General features: G+C 73.7%; 17 protein-coding genes. 2 read left to right on the forward strand and 15 right to left on the reverse strand.

Annotation, left to right across the window (positions count from 1 at the left end; translation table 11 throughout):
* Positions 1 to 6 precede the first annotated feature (6 nt).
* The 12 genes from CRP52_RS27230 to CRP52_RS27285 form a co-directional block, all read right to left on the reverse strand.
* Positions 7 to 1,320: an aminotransferase-like domain-containing protein gene (locus CRP52_RS27230; protein WP_373560526.1), complete on the reverse strand. Its 1,314-nt coding sequence runs from the start codon at positions 1,318 to 1,320 to the stop codon at positions 7 to 9.
* Positions 1,321 to 1,328: 8 nt separating this feature from the next.
* Positions 1,329 to 2,240 (reverse strand): LLM class flavin-dependent oxidoreductase, encoded by a 912-nt coding sequence (locus CRP52_RS27235; RefSeq protein WP_097238797.1) that lies wholly within the window; start codon positions 2,238 to 2,240, stop codon positions 1,329 to 1,331.
* Positions 2,241 to 2,337: 97 nt separating this feature from the next.
* Positions 2,338 to 3,408, reverse strand: coding sequence for a methyltransferase (locus CRP52_RS27240; RefSeq protein ID WP_097238798.1), 1,071 nt, complete (start codon positions 3,406 to 3,408; stop codon positions 2,338 to 2,340).
* Complete coding sequence (locus tag CRP52_RS27245) at positions 3,405 to 4,583, reverse strand: glycine amidinotransferase (protein ID WP_097238799.1); 1,179 nt, start codon at positions 4,581 to 4,583, stop codon at positions 3,405 to 3,407. The genes CRP52_RS27240 and CRP52_RS27245 overlap by 4 nt, the downstream gene beginning before the upstream one ends.
* 54 nt (positions 4,584 to 4,637) lie before the next feature.
* On the reverse strand, positions 4,638 to 5,972 hold the full coding sequence (locus CRP52_RS27250; protein ID WP_097238800.1) for a peptide ligase PGM1-related protein: 1,335 nt from the start codon (positions 5,970 to 5,972) through the stop codon (positions 4,638 to 4,640).
* Between the two features lie 83 nt (positions 5,973 to 6,055).
* The gene (locus tag CRP52_RS27255) at positions 6,056 to 7,291 is read right to left on the reverse strand and encodes an ATP-grasp domain-containing protein (RefSeq protein ID WP_097238801.1); all 1,236 of its coding nucleotides are present in this window, start codon (positions 7,289 to 7,291) and stop codon (positions 6,056 to 6,058) included.
* A 10-nt stretch (positions 7,292 to 7,301) separates the two neighbouring features.
* Complete coding sequence (locus CRP52_RS27260; RefSeq protein ID WP_097238802.1) at positions 7,302 to 8,720, reverse strand: FAD-binding oxidoreductase; 1,419 nt, start codon at positions 8,718 to 8,720, stop codon at positions 7,302 to 7,304.
* The gene (locus CRP52_RS27265) at positions 8,717 to 9,709 is read right to left on the reverse strand and encodes an AurF N-oxygenase family protein (RefSeq protein ID WP_097238803.1); all 993 of its coding nucleotides are present in this window, start codon (positions 9,707 to 9,709) and stop codon (positions 8,717 to 8,719) included. The genes CRP52_RS27260 and CRP52_RS27265 overlap by 4 nt, the downstream gene beginning before the upstream one ends.
* Positions 9,710 to 9,773: 64 nt before the next feature.
* Complete coding sequence (locus CRP52_RS27270; protein ID WP_179852932.1) at positions 9,774 to 10,466, reverse strand: 2OG-Fe dioxygenase family protein; 693 nt, start codon at positions 10,464 to 10,466, stop codon at positions 9,774 to 9,776.
* A 303-nt stretch (positions 10,467 to 10,769) separates the two neighbouring features.
* Positions 10,770 to 11,549, reverse strand: a complete 780-nt coding sequence (locus CRP52_RS27275) for a maleylpyruvate isomerase family mycothiol-dependent enzyme (RefSeq protein ID WP_097238805.1) — start codon at positions 11,547 to 11,549, stop codon at positions 10,770 to 10,772.
* A 64-nt stretch (positions 11,550 to 11,613) separates the two neighbouring features.
* A complete protein-coding gene (locus CRP52_RS27280; protein ID WP_097238806.1) occupies positions 11,614 to 12,900 on the reverse strand; it encodes an MFS transporter in 1,287 nt (428 codons plus the stop codon).
* Between the two features lie 372 nt (positions 12,901 to 13,272).
* On the reverse strand, positions 13,273 to 14,472 hold the full coding sequence (locus CRP52_RS27285) for a right-handed parallel beta-helix repeat-containing protein (RefSeq protein ID WP_257032873.1): 1,200 nt from the start codon (positions 14,470 to 14,472) through the stop codon (positions 13,273 to 13,275).
* 271 nt (positions 14,473 to 14,743) lie between these two features.
* On the opposite strand from CRP52_RS27285, the gene CRP52_RS27290 reads away from it, so the two are divergent.
* On the forward strand, positions 14,744 to 15,904 hold the full coding sequence (locus tag CRP52_RS27290) for a Dyp-type peroxidase (RefSeq protein ID WP_257032874.1): 1,161 nt from the start codon (positions 14,744 to 14,746) through the stop codon (positions 15,902 to 15,904).
* 55 nt (positions 15,905 to 15,959) lie between these two features.
* On the opposite strand, the gene CRP52_RS27295 is transcribed toward CRP52_RS27290, so the two are convergent.
* Together CRP52_RS27295 and CRP52_RS39875 are read right to left on the reverse strand one after the other, a co-directional pair.
* Positions 15,960 to 16,787, reverse strand: a complete 828-nt coding sequence (locus CRP52_RS27295) for a cytochrome P450 (protein ID WP_257032875.1) — start codon at positions 16,785 to 16,787, stop codon at positions 15,960 to 15,962.
* Positions 16,760 to 17,197, reverse strand: a complete 438-nt coding sequence (locus CRP52_RS39875; protein WP_257032876.1) for a hypothetical protein — start codon at positions 17,195 to 17,197, stop codon at positions 16,760 to 16,762. Before CRP52_RS39875 ends, CRP52_RS27295 begins: the two co-directional genes overlap by 28 nt.
* A 218-nt stretch (positions 17,198 to 17,415) precedes the next feature.
* Between CRP52_RS39875 and CRP52_RS27300 the strand changes: the two genes are divergently transcribed.
* Positions 17,416 to 17,802 (forward strand): DUF4345 domain-containing protein, encoded by a 387-nt coding sequence (locus CRP52_RS27300; RefSeq protein ID WP_097238809.1) that lies wholly within the window; start codon positions 17,416 to 17,418, stop codon positions 17,800 to 17,802.
* On the opposite strand, the gene CRP52_RS27305 is transcribed toward CRP52_RS27300, so the two are convergent.
* Entirely contained in the window at positions 17,784 to 19,394 is a 1,611-nt protein-coding gene (locus CRP52_RS27305; RefSeq protein ID WP_218893119.1) for an FAD-dependent monooxygenase, read from the reverse strand. The two genes, CRP52_RS27300 and CRP52_RS27305, sit on opposite strands and share 19 nt — an antisense overlap.
* Between the last annotated feature and the right edge of the window lie 30 nt (positions 19,395 to 19,424).

The raw sequence follows: 19,424 nt of genomic DNA on the forward strand, positions 1-19,424 counted from the left end.
CCGGGGTCAACGAAGAGGCCTTCCTTCACCGGACGCCTCCGCCGCCTCCGCCTCGACGAAGCGGGCCAGACGCGAGATGCCCTCGGCGATGTCGTGTTCGGTGAGGTAGCTGGTGGACAGGCGGATGCCGTGGGTGCCGCCGCCGTGCGGGTGGAAGTAGGACAACGGCGTCCAGATCACGCCGAACTGCCGGGCCGAGCGGGTCAGGGCCGCGTTGTCCGCGACGAAGGGCACGTCCAGGGCCAGGAAGAACCCGCCCTCGGGCCGGGTCCAGCGCACTCCGAGGGCGTCGCGGCGCTCGGGCGGGAAGCACGCGTCCAGGCGGCGCAGGGTGGCCCGCAGGGTGTCGCCGTAGTACGCCGAGGTCTTGGTGTTGAGCTCGGCGGTGCGGCCGTCGGCGGCGAGCAGCATCCCGGCGACCACGGCCTGGCTGAGCGGGGAGGTGTTCACCGTGACCATGCTCTTGATCTTGGTGAGTTCGGCGGCCAGCAGCCCGGTGCGCCCGGCCCGGTCGGCCACCGGCTGGTCGGCGACGGCGTAGCCGACCCGGGCGCCGGGGAACAGCGTCTTGGCGTAGGAGCCGAGGTGGACCACCCGCCGGTCGCGGTCCAGCGCCTTGAGGGTGGGGATCCGCGGCCCGGGGCTGACCATCCGGTAGGGGCTGTCCTCCAGGATCAGCAGGTCGAACTCGGCAGCCAGGTCCAGCAGTTCGCGCCGGGTGGCGAGCGGGACGGTGGTGCCGCGCGGATTGGCGTGGTCCGGGACGAGGTAGCAGGCACGGGGCCGGAGCCCGCGGGCCCGTGCGGCGAGCACCGCGGCCCGCAGTTCGTCGCAGTGGAAGCCGCCGTCGCGCTCGGGGACGGGCGCGGTCTCGACGCCGAGCACCCGCGCGGCCCCGGCGATGCCCACGTAGCACGGGTCGGCCACCAGCAGGACGTCCTGCGGGCGGGCGTGCAGCGCGCGCACCGCGAGTAGCATCGCCTCCTGGCAGCCGACCGTGACCACCACGGCCTCCGGCGGGACGTCGATCCCCTCGTCCTTGCGCAGCGAGTCGGCGATCAGCTCCCGGATCCGCCCGGCGGTCGGGCCGTACTGGAACAGCGCGTCGCGCACCTGCCCGGGGGAGCAGCCGGTCTCCTCCAGGTGGCGCAGGTAGCGGCGCAGGTGGGTGAAGACCTGCTCGACGTCGAAGAAACCGTCGTACGGCCGCCCGGGGGCGAAGGAGATCGCCTGCGGGTAGCGGGTGGTGATCTCGTTGAGGAAGTTCATCGTGTCCAGGAGCGGGTCCGACACGCTGGCGTGCAGGTCGTCGATGCTCAACACGGGCGTCACCTCGGCGGGTCGGTCGGCAGGGCGGTGGCGATCCGCGCCAGCTCGGCGGCGATCTTCTCCAGTACGGCGGTGGACCCGGCGTACGGGTGCTGCTCCCGGGGCCAGTTGACCACCAGGTCGGTGAACCCGAGCTCGGCGAGGCTCCCGGCCGCGTCCTCGAAGGCCGCCGGGGAGTCGAGGACGCCGCCGACGGTCGCGCCGGTGTGCAGCAGCCGGCGCAGGGTCGCCGGATCGCGTCCCACCTCCGCGCAGGCCTCGTCCAGCGCGGCCTGCTGCCGGGCGAGCAGCGGCAGGGCCTCGCGATAGGGGAGCGCGTCGAACCGGCCTGGGGTGCCGTTGGTGATCCAGAGGTCGGCGTACTCGGCGGTCAGCCGCAGCGCGCGCCGGCCCCCGGCGGCCACCGCGAGCGGGACGCGGGGCCGCCGGACGCACCCGGGGATCATCCGGGCGCCGTGCGCGCCGTAGTGGCGGCCGGTGTGGTCGGTGACCGGCTGCCGCAGCAGCAGGTCGGTGAGGTACAGGAACTCCGCGAAGCGGTCGGCCCGTTCGGCCGGCGGTCGCTCCCGGCCGGTCAGCACCGTCCCGTCGAAGCCGCCCGCGCCCGCGCCGAGCCCGCAGATCATCCGGCCGCCGGAGACGTCGTCGATCGTCATGACCTCCTTGGCGAACGGGACGGGGTGGCGGAACTCGGGGGTGGCGACCAGCGTGCCCAGCCCGATCCGCGAGGTGACGGCGGCCGCGGCGGCCAGGGTCGGCAGGCAGCCGAACCAGGGCTCGTCGCGCAGCCACCGCCAGCTCAGGTGGTCGTGCGTCCAGGCGTGGTCGAATCCGAACTCCTCGGCCCGCAGCCACCGTTCGCGGGCCTCGGGCCAGCGGTGCTCGGGGAGGATCACGATGCCGAAGCGCACGGCCGCCCCTCCTGTGACGGGCCCGCCGAAGGCCGCCTCACCGCCGGCCGCCTCAGCGCAGCAGGCCTCACCGAAGGCCGCCTCACCGCAGCACACCTCACCGCCGGACGCCGGTGACGAGCCCGTGCTCGTACGGCAGGTCCGGCACGGTGCCGATGTCCACGAACCCGGCCTCGGCGAGCCAGCGTTCGTAGTCGGCCGCCGGGTAGGACATCCCCTGGCCGGTGGCCAGCACGTTGAGGTAGAGCGAGAGCCGGGCGCCGTAGAGGCCGCGCTGCTCGTCCTGCGCCGCGTGGTACCCGTACACCGCGACCATCCCGCCGGGCGGCAGGGCGTCGTGGGCCTTGGCCAGCAGGGCCAGGATCTGGTCGGCGTCGAAGACCTCCAGGCAGTGGCTGAACAGCACGCACTGCGCGTCGCGCGGGAACGGGTCGTGGAAGATGTCGCCGGGCTGCAGGGCGACCCGGTCGGCGAGCGGGGCGGCCATCCGGCGGGTGCCGATCTCGGCGACGCCCGGCATGTCGAAGACGGTGAACCGCACGCCGGGGTGGGCCGCGGCCAGCGCCTTGGCGGTGGTGCCGTCGCCGCCGCCGACGTCCAGGACGTGGTCCACGCCGGCCAGGTCCAGGTGGTCGACGATGCCGCTCATCGACCGCAGGGTGAACGCCGTCATCGAGCGGTGCAGCACGTCCTGCAGCTCGGGGCGGTGCTCCAGCCGCTGGTAGAGGGTGGGTTCGCTGCCGGGGTAGGCGGCGAGGGCGGTGTTCCGGCCGGTGCGCAGCGCCTCGGTGAGGTGGGCGAAGGCCGGGTAGTAGATCCGCTGCCAGCCGAGCAGGATGTCCTGCCAGCCGTCCTCGCCCTCGCCCGCGAAGAAGTCCTCGGCGACCGGGGTGTTCAGGTACGCGCCGCCGTCGCGCCGGATCAGTTCGGTGGTGCACAGCGCGAACAGCAGCACCCGCAGCTGGTGCGCGGGCAGGCCGAGGGCGGCGCGGATCTCCTCGAAGGAGGACTTCGGGTGCCGCGACAGGTGGTCGAAGACGCCCAGTTCGGCGCCGGCCACCACCGCGTTGAACAGGGCGGGGCCGTTGGCGATCAGGTGGAAGCGCTCCAGCACCCGGTCGTGGTCGTAGGCCTCGTAGGCCTCTGGGGTCTCGCGCATCGCGCTCATGCGAGGTAGTCCTCCGGTCCGCCGTCGCGCACGGTGTCCAGGGTGAAGCAGTGGAACCCGCCGCCGAACAGCCGGCGGTGGCGGTGCACCACCGGGACGACGGTGAAGCGGGCCTGCTCCAGGGTGCGGATCAGCTCCGGGCAGGCGGCGTTGACCAGGACGGTCTCCTCGTCCACCGAGAGCACGTTGAGGTCGATGTACTTGCTGGTGAGGATGAGGTCGTCGTCCTCGTACTGCGGGAAGTTGTTCACTTCCGGCACCGGTGGGACGATCAGGTCCCAGGTGCGCAGCGGCTCGGGCAGCAGCTCGGCGACCTTCTCGGAGCGCACCAGTAGCGTGCCCGGGCGCAGCGCGAGCACCATGCTGTCGATGTGGCTGTCGCTGAGCCGGTGCACCCGGTGGAAGCGGAACCGGCCCTCGAAGTGGCGCTCCAGCCAGTCGACGGCGAGGGCGTGGTTGGCGGTGGAGATGTTGACCACGACGTCGCGGCCGAGCCGCAGGCACTGCGCGCCGTCGAACATCATCTCGAAGCCGACGTCGTACGGGGAGGGCTGCGGGTCGCGGACCGGCTCGGTGGGGCCGCCGATGGTGCTGTTGGCGTAGGACGGGTCGAAGGAGGCGTCCGTCATCAGCGGGCGCGGCATGACCGTCCAGCGGGCGCCGGAGGCGAAGTACTCGGCGAAGACCGGGGTGAGCAGCTGGGTCTCGAAGTAGCGGGAGCGGATCATCGGCGGCGTCTCGACGATCTCGTCGCCGAGGACGAGGGTGTTGTCCCGCAGGTTGAGCGGCGGTACGACGGCGGCCGACCAGGCGGGGGTGCGCACTTCGACGGTGGCCTTGTCGAGGGGGAGCGGGCGCAGCACCTTCACGCCGAGCGAGCGGAGGGTGGCGGCGATGCCCTCGATGTCCTCGGTGAGCTCGTCGACGTAGCGCTGCTTGATCGGCGACTGGCCGCTCCGGCGGCCCGGGCCCTGGCCACCGTTCGCCCCGCCGTCGGCGCCGGAGGTGGAGCCGGGGGCGGTCAGCCGGGGGTAGTACCACTCGGAGCGGATCAGGTTGTCGTGGTGGAAGAGGTCGAAGGAGAGCTCGCGCTCGTGCGAGGTGTAGTTCTCGGCGGAGCCGACGACCACCTCGCGCAGCCTCGACCACTCGTCGTAGCTGTTCAGCAGTGCCATGGTTGATCCTTCGTCAGGTCGGTACGCGCCGTGGGCGCGGGTGCGGGCTCGCGGTCAGGCCGGGGTGGGCAGGAACAGGGACTCGACCCGCTCGCGGACCACCTCGGCGGCCTCGAAGTCCTCGGCGATCACGCAGAACCGCACGGTGCCGTCGGCGTGGCTGAACGCCTTCACCAGGACGACGCCGGTGCGACTGGCCCGGTCGTAGGCGAGGCCGGCCGCGGCGAGCTTCTCGGCGGCGGCCGTGAACGAGGGCACCGGCCACTTGCAGTACTCCACGAGCACCCGGCTGTCGGCGTAGTCCGGCCCCACCAGTTGCCGGCCGATGACGGTGTAGATGTGGGTGGAACCGGTGATCCGCCCGTTGTACTCGGTGAACATCACCTCGCCGGTGCCGGTCACGATGGCGTCGGCGCAGAACTGCCCGCGGAAGCCCATCATCCGCAGCGTCTCGCACAACCGGCCGCCGGCGGCGACCAGTTCGGGCAGCGCGCGGGGCGGCAGCCCGGGGGAGGGGATCACCTGGGCGTTGGCGACCGGCGCGGAGAGCATCTCGCCGTGCTCGGAGAAGACCGGGCCGTCGTCGGTGATGACGAACTCCACGAAGATGCCCCGGCTGTCGGGGACGTAGCGCTCGACCACGGCCGGGTAGCGGCTGCCGTTGGTGGCCCACTCCCACCGCTCGTCCAGGTAGGCCCGGATCGCGGCGCGGTCGGGCAGGACGAGCACCCGCTCGGCGCCGACCGGGCGGTAGCCGTCGACCGGGCTGACGATCTCGTTGCCCAGCCCGCCGCAGGAGTAGTCGCGCTTGACCATCACCGGGTAGCCCTTGGCGAAGAGGCCGGCGATGACCTCCTCGGCGTCGACCTTGCTGGTGCACACCCCGCCCTCCGGCAGCGGCACGCCGGAGCCGGCCGCCACCGCGCGGAAGACCGCCTTGCTGTTGAGCAGCATCCCGCCGCCCTGGCCGACGAAGGCGTGGCCGGGGACGGCCTGCAGGAAGCCGAGCGCGCGGCCCAGTTCGACCACCGAGGCCTCCGGCGTCAGCGGGATCACGTCCTCGACGGGCCGGTCGGCGATGGCCTTGGCGAGGTCGCCGCGGAACTCCGGGTCGGCCAGCCGGTCGGCGGTGAGCAGGTCGGTGCCCACCACGCCGGGCGGGGGCACCAGCACCTGGAAGGAGGAGCGCGGGGTGCCGGTCAGGGCGGTGATGTAGTCGACCAGCTCCTCCTCGGGCTCCTGCGGCAGGACGACGATGTCGTCCGGCCGGGCGAACCAGATGAGCAGCTGGGCGGAGGCGGCGGCCGTCTGCAGGTGCGCCTGCGGCAGCAGCGCCGGGTCGCCGGCGAGTTCGTCGGTGAAGCAGTTGCCGATCAGCAGCCTGGGCATGGCGGTTCCCTTCGGAGGGGGCGTGCGGGAGGCGTCTGCGGGGCGGGGCGAGGGCGGGGTGGGGCAGGGACGGGGTGACGCTTTCACGGCAGGACGTAGACGCCCTGGTCCTCGTACGCCCGGATCCGGGCGCGGTCGCGGTCGACCGTCGCGAGCGAGGGCGCGGCGAGGTAGACGTAGCCCGGGACGGTGGCCAGGTCGACGGTCCGCGGCACCGGCTGCCCGGGGGAGAGCGGCGCGCTCAGCTCCACGAAGGACTCCAGCGCGCGGTAGCGCTCCTGCCAGGCGTCCGAACCGGCCACCCCGGCCCGGTGGTTGGACAGGTAGACCTGGCGCAGCTCCTGCGACCAGCGCAGGTCCTCGTCCGGGAAGGCCTTGAAGGCCTCCGGGTCGGTCAGGGCCAGGGCGTACAGGTGGACGTGCGAGGTGCCAAGGTACTTCTCGTGCACCCAGGGGTGGATGGATCCCATCAGCCGTGCGCCGGTCTCGATCAGCACCGGCCCGGCAGGGGTGAGCATCACCTCGCTGTGCGCCGCGCCGTGCGCGATGCCGAGCGCCGTGACGGCCTCCTTGGTGTACGCCACTACCTGCTCGCCGCGCGGGTCGGAGCGCTGCACCGGCTCGTGGTAGTCGTACACCGGCGAGCCGTGAGGGCCCTTGTTCTTGGTGCACTTGAGGATCTCGGCGACCTTGTGAACACCGTCCCGGGAGACGGTGTTGACGATGTACTCGTCGCCCTCCAGGTAGTCCTGGACGAGCACCGCCCGGTTGGCGGCGCCGATGAAGTTCGGCCGGCCGAGGACGTCCTCGGCGGCCTCGCGCACCTGCGCGGCGGTGGTGCAGACCCGGACGCCGTCGGTCGCGGCGCTGGCGAGCGGCTTGACCACGACGGTGGTGCCGCCGTTCGCGGTGAACCAGGCCGTGGCCTGCCCGGCGTCGGCGGCGAGCGTGCCGGAGGGCGCCGCCAGCCCGGCCGCGCGCAGCAGCTCCGCCATCCGGGCCTTGTCCCGGCGGGCGGGTGCGGTGCGCACGTCGTTGCCGGGCAGGCCGAGCCGGTGCGCCAGGGCGTCGGCGAGCAGCACCCCGGACTCGCCGCCCGCGATCACCCGGTCCACCCCCAGCCGGCGCAGGGCGGTGACCGCCTCGTCCTCCGGCAGGTGGCCGAGGTCGACGGCGTAGGCGTCCGGGTCGAAGCCGCGGGTGTAGGACTCGCGGAAGGCCGGCTGGGTGCGCAGGTGGACGCACTCCACCGCGTGCTCGGCGAGCTGTCCGACCAGGAGCCGGGAGGTCGAGAAGCCGTCCACTACCGCGATGCGCATGCGAGGCTCCTCACTCGGGGTTCCCCTGGCCGGGGCGGATGTTCTGGTTGTGGTGCAGGGCGTTGCCCGGGTCGTACGCCGCCTTGACGGCGGCCAGCCGCCGGTAGCGCGCGTCCCCGTACACCTCCCGGACCCGGTCGGGGCGCTCGTCCACCAGGTAGTTGACGTACGCGCCGGTGTGGCTCCACGGGTCGAGCCGTTCGACGGAGCGCCGGGTCCAGGCGATGTTCTCCAGGTCCTGCGCCCGCCTGCTCCACTGCGCGGAGACGGTGTGGATGAACGGCGCCTCCCGGCCGGGGAAGGCGCTGTCCTGGTCGGGGACGTCGGCGATCGCGCCGCGCAGGTACTCGAAGTTGATCGAGGACAGCGGGGAGGGCATCGCGGCCAGCGAGTCGACCATCTCGGCGGCGGCCGGCGCCGGGACGTCGGCCAGGTAGCGGGTCTTGGTGTAGTAGCGGTTGCCGTCCGGGCGTTCGTGGTCGCCGCCGCTCTGCAGCTGCCGGTAGCCGATCGGCCCGCTGCTCGCGGCGGCCGGCGGCAGGGCGGCGAACAGCGGCTCGGAGGCGGCCTCGGCCCGCTCGGGCGCGCCGAACCACACCGCCGTCAGGTAGAGCGCGGGGCGGCCGCGCAGCCGTTCGGGCAGCCAGGTCTCGTAACCGCCGTACTGGCCCGCGACCTTGAGCGCGCCGGCCACGTGCAGGTCCGCCGACAGCTCGCCCGCGAACGCCCGGTAGTTCGCCAACGCCTGTTCGGCCGAGGCGAGTTCGTACACCCCGGTGCGGCGGTGCACCGGGACGGCCGGCCGCAGCCGCAGCGTGAACCGGGTGACGATCCCGAAGTTCCCGCCGCCGCCGCGCAGCGCCCACAGCAGCTCGTGGTGGTCCCGCTCGGTCGCCTCGACCACCGAGCCGTCCGCCAGGACCACCTGGGCGGAAAGCACGTGGTCGCAGGTCAGGCCCCAGCGGCGGCTCAGCCAGCCGTACCCGCCGCCGAGGGCGAGCCCGGCCAGGCCGGTGCGGGAGATGATCCCGGTCGGGCAGACCAGCCCGTGCGGCTCGGTCGCCGCGTCCAGGTCGCCGAGCAGGCAGCCGCCCTGCGCCCGCGCCGTCCGGGCCGCCGGGTCCACCTCGACACCGCGCAGCAGCGACAGGTCGACCATCACGGTGCCGTCGGCCACCGCCGTCCCCGCCACGTTGTGCCCGCCGCCGCGCACCGTCACCTCGTACCCCGCCCCGGCGGCGAAGCGCAGCGCCCGGCGGACGTCCGCCACGCTGGCGCAGCGGACGATGTGGGCGGGCCGGCGGTCGTGCATGCCGTTCCAGACCCGGCGGGCCCGGTCGTAGCCGGGATCGCCGGGGCGCAGCCAGGTGCCGTCCAGGACCGGGAGGGTGGGCTGACTCACCCTGGTACGACCGGAGTTGACGGTCATCGCAGTGTCACCCCGCCCCAGTCGAAGTCGATCTCCTCCAGTGCCCCCAGCTCGGTGCAGAGCGCGTAGAGCGCGCTGTAGTCCTGGACGAGCATGGTGCGCCCCTGGTCCTGCTCGACGTCGCGCATCATCCGCTCGCCGTCCGCCACCCCGACCAGCCGGACCACCCGGCGCCAGGTGGTGAAGTCGTTGGCGCCGAACGCCCGCATGCCGTCGCCCACGGCGTCCAGGAAGTACGCCCGGCGCTCGGCGTCCAGGCCGGCGCAGACCTCCTTGGCGACCTCCTTGGAGATCGCGGAGTGGCAGTACTCGTCGCGGTTGTGCATGGTCGCGGTGGCCCGGTTCACCGGCTGGACCTCCGGGTCCTCGGCGATCAGGTTCAGGTAGGCGTTGATGGACAGCTCCGACACCGTGGCGAAGGCCAGCGTGGTCAGCTCCCGCTGCCACGGCTGCCCGGCCTCGGCCAGCCGCTCGGCGTGCCGGCGGGCCTTGCGGGCCACCGGCAGCGCGCTCTCCGGCAGCTGCCAGCCGCGCCGACGCCGGGTCACCGCACTGGCGTTGAGGTGCATCAGGGTGTGGTACTGCTCGTCCACCATGGCCTGGGTCGCGGCCAGGACGGTGGTCTCGGACAGGCCGGTGCCGAAGGCGTCCCGGGTGATCAGCTCGAAGCCCGGGTTCACCACCCGCTGCTCGTTGTCCATCACGTTCTTGTTGAACGCCACCCAGGCCCAGGCGAGCAGCCGGGCCCGCTGCCCGCCGTCGAGGGCGAGGTAGGCGGGGTGGTCGTGGAAGGGGAGCAGGTGCTCCGGGTAGTCCGGGCGGTCGGGCTCGAACAGGTCGTCCAGGTCCGGCTCGGCCCGCTTCACCGAGGCCCGCCGGGCCCAGTTGCCGGCCAGCCGGGCGATGACGGCGTTCTCGACGGGGTCGTCCGGGTCGTGCTCCGGCAGCTGCGGGGCCGGCGAAGGGTGCGGGGACGGGGGGTGGGCCATGGCGTGCGTCCTCTCGGGAAGCTGTCCTGCGGCGGACCGGACCCTAGGGGTCGTCAGGCACGCCCTAGCACCAGGTTCCGGCCAGCACGGCCTTCTCGTACGCCTCCCCGTAGCGCCGCTCCGGCCAGGTGTTGTAGGCGAGCAGGAAGATGTCGCGGTGCCCGTGCTCGCCGGGCGGCGCGGCGATGTCGGTCGCGTAGTGCCGCATCTTCCGGTCGTCCAGCACGACGGCCTGCCCGGGCCGGAGGACCGTCCGCACGAAGGGTTCGTCGCTGTCCATCGGCAGCAACTGGGTCTCGCCGCCGGTGATGTTGACCCGGTCGATGACCGCGATCACGCTGAACGTGTGCCCGTCCTGGTGCGGCCCCTCCGGCACCGAGACGCCGCGGGTGCTGTCGTCCGAGACGATCCGCCACTGGTGCACGTCCACCTGCCAGTCGGTGGCGGTGTCCAGTGGCACCTCCTCCGCGCCCGCCCGCACCAGCGGGCCGGGGTCGATCCGCAGCGGGTCGAAGTCGCGCAGCTGGCCGCCCGTCACACCGTTGAACTTGGTCGCCTGGCAGAACGGGCGGTGCGGCAGCAGCTCCAACTGCCAGCCGGCGGTGGCGGAGTGGGCGATCCGGTACTGGGAGAACCGGCGGTGGCGGAACTTGCCGTCGCAGTACCGGTCCACGGGCAGGGTCGGGAATTCGCGGAGGACGGAATCGTCGAGTTTCGGGACGGGGAAGAACCGGTAGTGCCGTTCGTCGAGCGCCATGCGGAAGCCAGCCGTTCTGTGGGGTGTCAGACGACGTGAGGGAGACCACGTGGGGAGGGCAGGAGGTACCGGTCCCGGGCCTTTCGGCGCGGCCGGAGGGTCGCTCCTGCGACGACCATCGTCATTCGGCATGACCACGGCGTTCAAGGGATCCGCGCTTCCGGAACCGGCATGACGTGATCCGGACAGGTCGGATACGACGGTTCTCGGGCTGCGAATGCTGAACGGGGAACGCGAAGGGGGCGGAACCGGTCGGTTCCGCCCCCGTTCGATCGCAGGCGATCATGGTCGATCAGGGTCGACTCACTCCGGCACCCACTCCACCAGCCGGTCCAGGACCCGCCGGTCGCCGTCCAGCTTCAGGGACTCCAAGGGGGCCCGGCCGTACATGGTCATGACCAGCTCGTCGGCCGTGCCGCGGGCCGAGAGGTCGGCCGCCTCCGGGGCCTCGCCCTCCGCGGGCAGCAGGATCGGCCGTGCGCCCTGGGCGTCGAACCGCAGGCGCCAGGAACGGCCCCCGGCGATGTGGTAGTCCAGGACGGCCGGCTCGTGCGGCCACGGGGACGTGGTCGCGTTGCAGGTGTGCAGGAAATCCTCGACCCCGTCGAGCGCCACGGCGTCCGGCAGCGGCTGCGGGGCGCCCAGGGTGAGCTGCGCGTCGTAGGTGTGCACCGAGATCTCCAGCAACTGGTGCCGGGCGACGGCACCGGAGGTCTGCGGCGACAGCGATTTGCCCCACCACGTCCAGCAGCCGCGATCCGGCCCGGCCTCCCGCAGTGCCTCCAGCATCAGCTCCGTCGACTCGGCCGACCAGGCGAGCAGTTCCTCCCGGCCGCGCGGCGCGACCGGGCCGCGCCCCGGCTCGAACCCGGCCGGCGGGGTGTCGGCGGGCCCGGCGGCGACGGTGGCGGCCCAGCGCCGGCGGCTCTGGCCCATGTGCTGCGCCAGGTCGAACAGCGTCCAGTCGGGGCAGGAGGGCACCTGCGCGTCCAGGTCGGGTGCGGCGGCGAGGGCAGCACGGAAGACGGTCGACCGCTCGTCGATCAGCCGCAGGTGGTCAGCGAAGTTCAGGGTTTTGTGCACCCCGGATGTCTATCACCGCGCCCCGCCCGCCTGGTAGCGATTTATCAGGGCCCTCGGGCTGGTCCTAAACGTCCTCGGCGGCGGCCCGGTCGGCGGCCGGTTCGGCGGTCTGGGCCCGGGACTCCATGGCGGTCATCCGGGGGAGCAGGAGCAGCACGGCGACCAGGAGGGCGAGCAGCAGGCCGCCGCCGAGCAGCAGGGGCACGCGGATGCTGGTGGTGGAGGCGATCCAGCCGCTGAGGGCGGCGCCGGTCATGATGCCGAGTCGGGACAGCAGCATGTAGCAGCTGTTGACCCGGCCGAGGAGTTCCTTCGGGACGGCCTGCTGGCGCAGCGAGATGGCCTGGATGTTCCAGGTGACGATGCCGAAGCCGATCACGCCGTACAGGGCGGCGACCTCGAACACCGAGGTGCTGAACGCCATCAGGATCAGTGAGACGCCCATCAGCAGGAAGGAGAGGGCGATCCGGGTGCCGCGGCTGAGCACGCGGCTGATCCGGCCGGCCAGGGTGCTCGCGGCGGTGCCGCCGATCGCGCCGGCGGCGAGGACGATGCCGTAGGAGGCGGCGGGGGCGTGGATGACCCTGGTGACCATCAGGACCATCATGGTGGTGCCCATGAAGCAGGTCAGCGCGCCGAGGGTGGAGAGGACGGCGAGCATCCGCACCTCGCGGTGGCGGGCCAGCCAGCTGACGCCCTCGCGGATCTCGGTGAGGACGGGGCGGCCGGTCCGGGCGCGGGTGGCGGTGGAGCGGCCGGTGGCGGCGACCAGGGCGGCGGCGAGGGCGAAGGAGATGCCGTCCACCGTGAAGGGGTAGCCGGCGGCGACGGCGAACAGTGCGGAGCCCAGCAGCGGGCCGATCAGGTTGCCGCCGACCAGCATGTTGGCCTGCATCCGGCCGTTGGCGGCGTCGAGCTGGTCGGGGCGGACGACCTCCGGGACGGCGGAGGTGGCGGCGTTGGAGAAGACCGTCTCGCCGCAGCCGAGCAGGAAGGCCAGGGCGGCGAGCGTGATCAGCGGCGGGTCGGCGAGGAAGACCCAGCAGGCGAAGCCGAGGACGACGGCGGCGCGCAGGGCGTCGATCGTCCACATCAGCCGGCGGCGGTCGCTCCGGTCGGCGAGCACCCCGCCGTAGAGGGACATCACCAGGAAGGGCAGCGACCCGGCGACGGAGACCACCGAGACCGCGCTGGGCGAGTCCGACACCGCCACCGCGAGCAGCGGCAGGGCCGAGTCCCGCATGCCGTCGCCGACCGAGGAGATCGCCGAGGCCGACCACAGCAGGGTGAATTTCCGGCCCAGTTGCGGACGGCTTTTGGGTGGCTTCTCGGCCAGGTCTGCTGCGGTCACCGAGGCAGTATGTCATGTCCGCGGAGGGCGGTCGGGATGGATTCCGAAGTGCCCGGGCTGTCCCGAACTGCCCGTGTCGGCAAGGAAGTCCGGGTCGCCCCGGGGCGCCCGGACTGTCCTGCGGGTTTGCGAACTCTTGGGGGCTTCACGGCCGTCCGGGCGGGGGCTTCGCGGCCGTCCGGGCGGGGGCTTCGCGGCCGTGCGGGCGGGGGCTTCGCGGCCGTGCGGGCGGGGCCTCCGGCTGTCCGAGCCCCGAGGCGCCCTTGACGAGCGTGGCACTCCTGCGGCCGGGGCCCGTCTCCGGACCCCCGGTGGACGACGGGGGTCCGGAGACGGGCCCCGGCGGTTGTGGACGCGGCGGCGCGGGGGCGGTCAGGGTGTCGGGACGGTGTCGGTGCTCGTCGGGAGGGGGTAGGCGTCGGGGTCGACCGGGCCCGGGAGGTCGGTGGCGGGGCGGCCCGGGGCGGCCGGGTCGGGCAGAGACGGCTGGGCGGGTGGGGCGGGCACCTGGCTGAAGGGGATGCCGGGGGGCGCCTGGACCGGGCTGGTGTGGCCGGCCGGCACGGGCCCGCGGCCCTGGGCTCCGCCCTGGACCCCGCAGGCCGCCAGGGTCTCCAGGTTCTCCGGGCTCTGGACGGCGGGCAGGTTGCCGGTGAAGCAGTTGCCCGGGTCGACGGAGGCCAGGGTGAGGTCGGTGCCGTTGCCGGTGGCGCGGTTGCCCTCGATGCGGTTGCCGCTCGCCGGGTGGCCGGGCGGGTCGGTGACGATGATGCCGACCGCGCGGTTGCCCTGGACGAGGTTGCGCTGCACCCGGTTGGCCGTGCCGCCGCCGATGCCGATGCCGATGCCGAAACCGCCGTCGGCCTGTTCGGGGGTGTCGGCGGCGTTGTTGTCGGCGACGACGTTGCCCGCGATGACCGCGCCGTGCTGCGGAGCGAGGGCTTCGAGGTCGTTGGAGTTGACGGTGACACCGACCCGGTTGCCGGTGACGCGGTTGCCGAGGATCGTCAATCCGTCGGAGGCGTTGGTGAGTTCGATGCCGACGGCGTTGCGCTCGACGGTGTTGCCGCGCACCAGGGTGTCGCAGGGCCTGCACTGGCCGACGTAGATGCCGGAGTCGGCCTGGCCGGAGGCGTACGACTCCTCGATGACTCCGCCGCGCGCGTCGAAGGCGTAGATGCCGTACAGGCCGTTGTCGTAGGCGGTGACGCGCGTCGCGCGGAAGCCCTGGACGACGGGGAAGCGGGCGGTGTCCAGCGGGTCGTAGGCGGAGCCGCCGGCGCCGCGCTGCTGCAGCTTCTCGTCGGTGACGCCGGTGAACAGGACGCCGTTGGCCAGGTAGCCGTGGACGGTGAGGTTCTCGACCACCGACCCGGGCCCGGTGACGGTGACGCCGTTGACCAGGCGCACGCCGCCGTCCAGGACCACGGCGTTGCGGTCGCTGCCGCGCAGCACGATCCGGGGCTTGGTGATCCGGACGCTCTCGCGGTAGGTGCCCGGGTCGACCAGCACGGTGTCCCCCTCGCGGGCGACGTCCACGGCCCGCTGGATGGTCGGGAAGTGCTGCGGCACGCGAACGACCGTGCCTTCGGGATGTTTTGCGTCGGACGAGGTCGAACCGGCCGACGCGCAGCCGGAGACGGCGGTCGAGATGACGAGGGCGGCGGAGGTGAGCAGAGCGGGAATCAGTGCCCGGACTCCCCGCCTGGGTGCGGGTGTTGTGGGGCGAGGAAAGTGACGTGTGGTCAAAAGTTGCATAATGCGTGTTCTATCGTCTCCAATGTCGCCCATGCATGCCGAAACCGGAAAGGCGCAGGACCGGCCACGAACTGTCGGAGGCGGCGTGGACCGCAGGGCCCTGCTCGCGGGCGGGGCGGTGCTGGCCGCCGGGGTCGGCGCGGGGGTGGGGGCCGGGGTCGCGGCGCTGGCCCGCGGCGGCGACGGTGCACCGGCCGCGGCGCCGCCGCCCGAGCCGGCCGTCCCCTTCCACGGCGAACGGCAGGCCGGGGTGACGGCCCCGCAGCAGCCGGCCACTCAGCTGTTCGCCTTCGACCTGGCCCCCGCCGCGATCTCGGACGGCCGAACCGCCCTGCGGGGTCTGCTGGCAGAGGTGACCCGGGTGCTCGCCGAGGCGGCCGGCGGGACCTCGGCGGACCAGCGGTTGCGGGGCGGGGAGCCGGCCCGGCTCACCGGCCTGGTGGGCGTCGGCCCGGGGCTCGCCGCCCGGCTGGGGCTGAACGTTCCGGCGCCGGTCCTCACCGAGCTGCCCGCCTTCCCCGGGGACCGGCTGGACCCGGCGCGCGGCGGCGGCGATCTGCTGGTCCAGCTGTGCGCGGCGGACCGGTGGCCGCTGTCCGTCGTCGCCGAGCAGCTTGCCGCGGCGGCCACGGCGGCGGGGGCCTCCATGCGGTGGACGCAGTCCGGCTTCCTGCCCCGCACGGCCGGCGGCGCGACGCCCAGGAACCTGTTCGGCTTCAAGGACGGTACGGCGAACCCGGACGAGGAGGCCGCCCGGCAGTGGGTCTGGGGCCCGCCGGGGCCGTACGAGCACGGCACGGTGCTGGTCTACCGGCGGATCCGGATGGACACCGGCGCCTTCGCGGCCCTGCCCGCGGACCGGCAGGGCCTGGCGATGGGCCGCCGGTCGGGCGACGGCGCGCCGCTCACCGGGACGGCGGAGCACGACGAGCCGGACATCTACGCGAAGAACCCGGACGGCTCGTACGTCATCCCCGCCTCCGCGCACGTCCGGCTCTCCAGCCCCCGGCTGGACGGCGGCGCCCGGATGCTGCGGCGCGGCTACAGCTACGACGACGGGCCGGGCGACCGGGGCCTGCTGTTCTGCGCTTTCGTCCGGGATCCGGCCCAGTTCACCCGGGTGCAGACCCGGCTTGCGGCGCGGGACGCGCTGAACCCGTTCCTGGAGCACACGGCGTCGGCGGTGGCGTACGTCCTGCCGGGGGCGCCGGAGGGGCGGGTGCTGGGGGAGGGGCTGTTCGGTTGAGCGTCCGGGCCGTGCCGCCGTGGCTGTTCTGACCCGGCGGCACGGCCCGGCGGCGTCACCAGTCGACGGGGATCCGGGCCGGGCTCCGGGTGGTGCCGCCGAGCTGCCACGCGATGTCCGCGACCGGGGTGGTGAGCCGCAGGCCGGGCAGGGCGGTGGCGAGGCGGTGGAGGGATTCGCGCATTTCGAGCCGGACCCGCCAGGCGCCGATGCAGTAGTGCGGCCCGGCGCTGAAGGCGAGGGTGGGGGCGGCGAGCGGGAGGTCGAGGTCGGCGTCCAGGCCTTCGGGGTGGACGGCGGGGTCGCGGTTGGCGCTGCCGAGGCTGATGGCGACGACGGAGCCGGCCGGGATGGTGGTGCCGCCGAGTTCGACGGGTGCGGTGGCGCGGCGGATGGTGGCCTCGTCGTCGCCGAGCGGGATGAAGTGCAGCAGCCGTTCGGCGGTGCGCTCGGCGGTGTCCGGGTCGGCGAGGCGGGGCCAGTGGTCGGGGCGTTCGCCGAGGAGGTAGAGGAGGGCGTTGCCGAGGGCGCCGGCGACGCTCTCGTTGCCGCTGGCGGTGAGTCCGGCGGTGAGGTAGACGAGTGATTCCTCGGGGATCCCGCCGTCCTGGCTGTCGTCGTGGCCACCGGCCTGGTCGGCGGCCTGGACGAGTCGGCTGACCAGGTCGTCGCCGGGTTCGCGGCGGCGGCGTCGGATCAGCTCGGTGGTGAACTCGCCGTACTCGGCGAGGGCTTCGGCGTGGTCGGCGGCGCTGCTGCCCTGGTTCTCGCCGTCACCTTGGGCGAGCAGCGCGAGGGTCCAGCGCTGCAGCCGGGCCTCGTCCAGGCGGTCGGGCCCGTCGCCGTCGAGCCCCATCAGCCGGGTGGTGACGGCGAAGGGCACCGGCCGGGTGAAGGCGGTGACCAGGTCGGCGGGGGTCCGGCGGCGACCAGCGCGTCCACGGACTGCTGGACGGCGGCCGCGACCCAGGGCTGCCAACCGGCGATGGCGCGCGGGGTGAAGGCGCGTTGGACGGTGCCGCGCAGGCGACGGTGGGCGGGGCCGTCCTGGTTGAACAGGGACGCCGGGTTGGCGGCGACGTCGGCGGTGGTGCCGGCGGTGCCGACGTCGTGCAGGTCGGCCCGGGTGATCCGGGGGTCGCCGAGGACCTGCCGGACGTCGTGGTAGCGGGTGACCAGCCAGGCGGGGGTGCCGTCGGGGAGGGTGGTCGGGTGGGGTGGCCGGGCGGGGGAGACGGGGAGCCGGTGGAGCGGCGGGAGGGTGGTCCGGGTGTCGGCTGCGGCGGAGTCCATGGGGCCCTTCGGGTGAGGTGCGGCCTTCGCCTTCAACTGTCATATTTTCAACCGCAGTTGGAGGCTTCAGGCGGTATTTCCCGTTACGGACCGATGCTAGGGCCTGTCCGGCGGATCTTGTCGGATCAGCGCGCGGCGTCGGGCGCCCGTCTGGGCGTGCGCCCGAATCGCCCTCGTACTGGGTGTACTTGGACGATTCGGGCGTGCGTCCAGGCGGGATGATCCGGCGTCGTGCGCCCGGCAAGATCCGCCGGACAGGCCCTAAGCGTCACAGCCCCGGGGCGTGTCTTCACACCCCGGGCGCCGGCCCGACGGTCGGCAGCTTCGGCCGCTTCATGGGGGCGGTCTTCGCCGGGTACGGCGCGGCCTGGATCGCGGTCGCCCGGCAGACGCCGGTGCCCGCCCGGGCGGTGCGGTGGCTGGCGGCGGTGTTGCTGCTCGGCGGCCTCGGGCGGGTGCTGTCCCTCGCGGTGGACGGCCGGCCGCACGCGTTCCAGCTGGTGCTCATGGGGATCGAACTCGGGCTCGCCCCGGTGTACTTCCGGCTCTCCGGCGCCGACGAGCGGGCGCGGGCTGCCGCCCCGGCTCACGCCACCGGGGCGTAGCGCGCGCCGTAGCTCAGCAGCTGCTCGGCGAGGGTGCCCGGATCGGCGGTGGCGCCGGTGAGCGCGACGTAGCCGTCCGGCCGGACCAGGACGACGGCGGGGCCGCGCAGCCCGTACGCCCGGGCCACGTGGCCCCCGGGGTCCAGCACCGCGGCCCGCCGCAGCGGCGTGGCGACGGGCAGCGGGGCGGAGGTCTCCGGCGCCGGGTGGGCGCCGACGGTCAGCAGGGTGAAGTGCGGGCCGCGGAAGAGGTCGAACAGTCGGGTCGGGGTGCCGTCGGCGGTGGTGCAGGGGGCGTCGGGGGCGCGGTCGCCGGCCCGGATGCCGGTGGTGTCGTCGAGATCGCGGCCGAGCGGCCCGCCCCGGTAGCCGACGGAGAGCCCGGTGAAGTCGTTCCCGGCGGCGGCCAGGTGGACGAACTGCTCGGTCAGCGCGCGGGCGCCGTCGGCGCCGAACAGCACCCGGTGCTGGGCGGAGGTGGCGGCGAGGACGGCCCGGGCGACGGGAAGCCGTTCGGCCTGGTAGCTGTCGAGCAGCCTGTCCGCGGCCCCGCGCAGCACGGCGGCGAGCTTCCAGCTCAGGTTGTGCGCGTCCTGGATGCCGGTGTTCATGCCCTGGCCGCCGGCCGCGGAGTGGCAGTGCGCGGCGTCCCCGGCGAGCAGCACCCGGCCGTCGCGGTAGCGCTCGACCATCCGGACCGTGGGCCGCCAGACGGTGGACCAGACCGGCTCGTGCAGCGTGATCCCGGGCAGGCCGGCCCGTTCGGCGAAGAGCCGACGGAAGGTGTCCCCGGTCGGGGCCGGGATCGCGCCGTGCTCGTCCGGGGCGACGGAGAGGTGGACGGCCCAGTTGGCGTCCGCCCGCATCGGGATCATCGCCAGCGCGCCGACGCCGAGCCGGGGGTCGTTCCAGATGTGCATGGCGTCGGTGTCCAGGCCGTCGACGTCCATGGAGGCCATGAGGAACCGTTCCTCCTCCCAGGTCTCGCCGAGGAAGGGGATGCCGGCCAGCTTGCGGACGGTGCTGCGCCCGCCGTCGCAGCCGACCAGGTAGCGGGCGGCCAGTTGCTCGGTCCGGCCGGCGGTGTCGCGGCCGTCGTTGTCGCGGCCGGTGGCGCGGTGGACGGTGGCGAGCACGCCGTCCGCGTCCTGGGTGTAGTCGATCAGCTCGGTGCCCGTCTCGACGGTGACGCCGTACCCGGCGAGCCGTGAGCGCAGCACCTCCTCGGTGTGGTGCTGGCTGAGCAGCAGCATGCCGGGGTACGGGCGGTCGGGGGCCGGGCGGTTGCCGGCCGCCGGGTCGACCTCGCCGAGGAGGCGACTCCCCTCGTACGTCCGGACCTTGAGGTCGAGCGCGCCGCGGTCGAGGATCGCGTCCACGACGCCGAGATCGTCGAAGACCTCCAGCGTGCGCGGGTTGACGCCCTTGCCGCGGACGCCGCGGTCGCGAAAGCGCGGCTCCCGCTCGATCACGCGGCAGCCCACCCCGGCGCGGGCCAGCCCGAGGGCGAGCGCGAGGCCCACCGGGCCGGCGCCGACCACCAGGACGTCGATGGTGTTCGTCTGATCGTGGGTGTGCATGGCGGTGTGCAAGGCGGACTCCCCCTGGCCATTCGGTCATAA

This window comes from Streptomyces sp. 1331.2, assembly GCF_900199205.1.
GTDB lineage: Bacteria > Actinomycetota > Actinomycetes > Streptomycetales > Streptomycetaceae > Kitasatospora.

Coding starts and splice junctions, on each gene's coding strand:
- CRP52_RS27240 (WP_097238798.1), bottom strand. CDS start 3,408: ATGAGCGCGATGCGCGAGACCCCAGAGGCCTACGAGGCCTACGACCAC.
- CRP52_RS27245 (WP_097238799.1), bottom strand. CDS start 4,583: ATGGCACTGCTGAACAGCTACGACGAGTGGTCGAGGCTGCGCGAGGTG.
- CRP52_RS27250 (WP_097238800.1), bottom strand. CDS start 5,972: ATGCCCAGGCTGCTGATCGGCAACTGCTTCACCGACGAACTCGCCGGC.
- CRP52_RS27255 (WP_097238801.1), bottom strand. CDS start 7,291: ATGCGCATCGCGGTAGTGGACGGCTTCTCGACCTCCCGGCTCCTGGTC.
- CRP52_RS27260 (WP_097238802.1), bottom strand. CDS start 8,720: ATGACCGTCAACTCCGGTCGTACCAGGGTGAGTCAGCCCACCCTCCCG.
- CRP52_RS27265 (WP_097238803.1), bottom strand. CDS start 9,709: ATGGCCCACCCCCCGTCCCCGCACCCTTCGCCGGCCCCGCAGCTGCCG.
- CRP52_RS27270 (WP_179852932.1), bottom strand. CDS start 10,466: ATGGCGCTCGACGAACGGCACTACCGGTTCTTCCCCGTCCCGAAACTC.
- CRP52_RS39875 (WP_257032876.1), bottom strand. CDS start 17,197: ATGGACTCCGCCGCAGCCGACACCCGGACCACCCTCCCGCCGCTCCAC.
- CRP52_RS27300 (WP_097238809.1), top strand. CDS start 17,416: ATGATCCGGCGTCGTGCGCCCGGCAAGATCCGCCGGACAGGCCCTAAG.